This window comes from Desulfobacter sp. (genome assembly GCF_050177295.1).
In genome coordinates this window covers 1-3,277 of record NZ_JBFXHE010000464.1, presented here as the reverse complement: position 1 = coordinate 3,277, position 3,277 = coordinate 1, and the positions used below count along the sequence as shown (strand labels likewise).

Genomic DNA, 3,277 nt, shown 5'->3' with positions numbered 1-3,277 from the left:
AAAAAGGGGAAAAATCGACCTTCAAGGCATCCATGACCAACAAGGACAAGGGAGAAATTAATCTTGACGGCAGCTTTGACATTTCAGGGCCTGCGGCGACCGTGAATATAGACTTCAACCGGATTGATGTGAATACGGCAGAACCCTATTTTACTGATTTCTTGAAAATTTCAATATCCGAAGGATATCTTAATACCAGGGGTACAGTGGTCGTGACCCCGGCCAAGAAGAAAAGTGATCTACCCGAAATAACATACAAGGGCCAGGCTTCCCTTAACAATTTTATGTCTAAAAACAAGGTGGATGACACGGAATTTTTTTCATGCAAATCGCTCTATGCCACGGGTATGGATATTTGCGTAAATCCCATGAGTGTGGTGATTGAGAAAATTGCGCTGACCGATTTCTACCAACGGGTCATATTAAATAAAAACGCCCAACTCAATTATAAAGAGATTATGGTGGAACAACCCGAGGACAACACCGTACCCAAAGGTAAAACCAAGACCGAAGCAGGACCGGTCAAGGAAGGCGGTTCAATACCCGATATCCGCATTAACGCCATTACCCTGCAGGGGGGGCATATCAATTTCAGTGACTATTTCACCCAACCCAATTTTACCGCCAATATGACCGAGATCGCAGGCAGCCTTACAGGCCTGTCATCCATGGGCAAGGCGCATGCCCAACTTGTACTCAAAGGTGTACATGGCGGATATGCACCATTGGACATCACAGGTCAGGTTGATCCTTTAAAGGACAAGCGTTTTGTTGATTTGACCATATCCTTCAAAAACATTGAGCTGCCTAAATTCAATGTCTATTCCAAAAAATATCTGGGATATGAAATAGAGAAGGGAAAACTTATCCTGGAACTGCATTACAATATTAACGGGGATAAGCTTAATTCAAACAATCACGTCCTGTTTGATCAGTTGACCCTGGGCAAAAAAGTGGACAGTAAGGACGCATCCTCCCTTCCTCTGGAATTTGCCGTTTCACTGCTCAAAAATTCCAAGGGCGAAATTGATTTGAATCTGCCCATTACCGGGGATCTCAGCGATCCTAAATTTCATTTCGGAAAGGTTGTGGGAACGGTCCTGAAAAATTTCATTATGGGAATTGTGACGGCTCCTTTTAAATTTTTAGGCACCCTTGTGGGTGTCGGCAGTGGCCAGGATCTGGGATATGTGGAGTTTGATCCGGGCAAAAGCCAACTGGATCAGGCCCAGAAAGACAAGCTGAACAAGCTTGTAACTGTGCTGGATAAAAGAACCAATTTGAAACTGGAAATTTTGAGCCGGTACAATAAACTTAAGGACGCTGAGCAATTAAGATATGAGGCTTATGAAGCCATGGTTTTATCCATGGATAAAAAATTGCCCGAAGACGGTACGGTGAGACTGGCTGATTTGGATGAAGAAAAACGTACCCGTCTCATTGAAAAGTCCTATGACAAGGCACAGTTCCCCAAACCCAGGGATGCGTCCGGAAAGGAAAAAGAGTTGGCTCTGGATGAAAAAGAGACGCTTCTGGTCACCAGCATGTCCCTGGATGGAGATGCCCTAAATGACCTTGGGCGGCGGCGTGGCCGTGAAATTGCCAAATACCTGACAGAAACCGGCAAGATTGATGTAAGACGCTTATTTGTTACGCAGCCTGATCCTGTTGCTGAAGATGAAGAAAATAGTGCCAGGATTAAGACGACGTTTAATTTGAAATGAGGTTTTCTAATAACGGATTTCAAAATGTGTTAATTCAGGATCCACTGATACCGTTCGGGTGTTTACATCCTTTACCTCTGAAAAGGTGGAACCCTTTCGGCACCAGGCCAGCATATCCTGTATATTCTCCTGCTTACCCTGGAACAGGGCCTGGACCGATCTGTCGGGCATATTTCTCACATGGCCTGACAGACCGCGCTCCCGGGCCGCCAGCTGGGTTTCATGCCTGAAGCATACGCCCTGGACCCTTCCTGTAATGGTGACTTGCACAGCACAAAGCGGGTTCACTTTCTGATCTCCTATGTAGTTGTGTGAAACTTTATGGTTTTTCAAGGTTGCCTTTTTCAGGGCATCCGGGCCGAATTTGGCAAGCACGGAATCCATGGCCCTGTCCACGGCCTCCCATTGCCGTTGATCTTCCTGGTTCTGATCGGGAAACAAAGATCGCTGAATCGGCTTTTCGGTCTCCTGGAATTCAGAAACCCCCACCCCGACCAGACGGATTTTTTTGGTAATATTCAGATTATAATACAAGAAGAGTGCCTGGTCAAAAATAGTATTGGATGATGAAATCCATGTTTCAAGGGTTCTGCTCCGGGTGATTTGGGAAAAATCGGAGAATTTCAGTTTAATGCCGACCTTTCTGCATCTTTGGTTACCGGCCCGCAGTTCATTGCCAACCCTGTGGGCCTGGGCAAGAAGCACCGATTGTACGTCCCGGGGATCTGAAATATCGGAAGATAACGTGACTTCAGCGGAGATGGATTTACGGGGCCTTTCCGGTTCTATGGGGGTGGCATCAATCCCCCGGGCCAGCTGGAACAGCCTTTGTCCGAAACTGCCGAATTTATTTGTTAATAGGTTGAGATCGAATCTCTTCACATCGCCCAGGGTTTCAATTTGAAGGCCTTGCATCTGGGCCATGGCCTTGGCGCCGACGCCAGGCACCTTGCTGATGGGAAGGGTGGCAATCACCTGGGCCATCTCCTTGCCGGAGATAATGGTCAACCCGTCCGGCTTGTCCATATCCGATGCTATTTTTGCCAGAAACCGGACCGGGGCCGCGCCAACTGAACAGGTCAGGGCAAGCTGATTGAAAATCTCAAATTTGATTTTTTTTGCGGCCTGTTCAGGCGTACCGATCAGTTTTTCACAACCCGTAATGTCCAGGAAGGCTTCATCAATGGAAACAGACTCCACCAAAGGGGAGAATTGTCGTAAAATAGCCATAATCTTTCTTGAATCCCGGGCATATTTTTCACGGCTGCCCGGCTGGATAATAAGATGCGGGCATCTCTGCCTGGCCTGAAATACGGGCATGGCTGAATGGATGCCGAATTCTCTTGCTTCATAGCTGGCTGCAGATACCACACTGCGGTTGGAATGGCCTGCCACGACAACGGGTTTACCCAGAAGCTCCGGATTATCCCGCTGTTCCACGGAAGCAAAAAATGCATCCATGTCCACATGGAGGATCATGGGATGAAAACTCCTCTTGGATCGGATTAAAAATTGCTGTATTGTTCTATTTTTTAAAAATTACTGTCAAGGAT

The 3,277-nt window shown here is 46.9% G+C and carries 2 protein-coding genes; one reads left to right on the top strand and one right to left on the bottom strand.

Annotated features, from left to right (window positions below):
- A partial coding sequence (locus AB7U36_RS21110; protein WP_428161595.1) for a DUF748 domain-containing protein occupies positions 1–1,724 on the top strand: 1,724 nt, incomplete at its 5' end.
- A gap of 6 nt (positions 1,725–1,730) precedes the next feature.
- On the opposite strand, the gene dinB is transcribed toward AB7U36_RS21110, so the two are convergent.
- A complete protein-coding gene (gene dinB / locus AB7U36_RS21105; RefSeq protein WP_428161594.1) occupies positions 1,731–3,203 on the bottom strand; it encodes a DNA polymerase IV in 1,473 nt (490 codons plus the stop codon).
- Between the last annotated feature and the right edge of the window lie 74 nt (positions 3,204–3,277).

Bases quoted from the DNA above. Each gene is read 5' to 3' on its own strand.
- dinB (WP_428161594.1), bottom strand. From the start codon at position 3,203: ATGATCCTCCATGTGGACATGGATGCATTTTTTGCTTCCGTGGAACAG.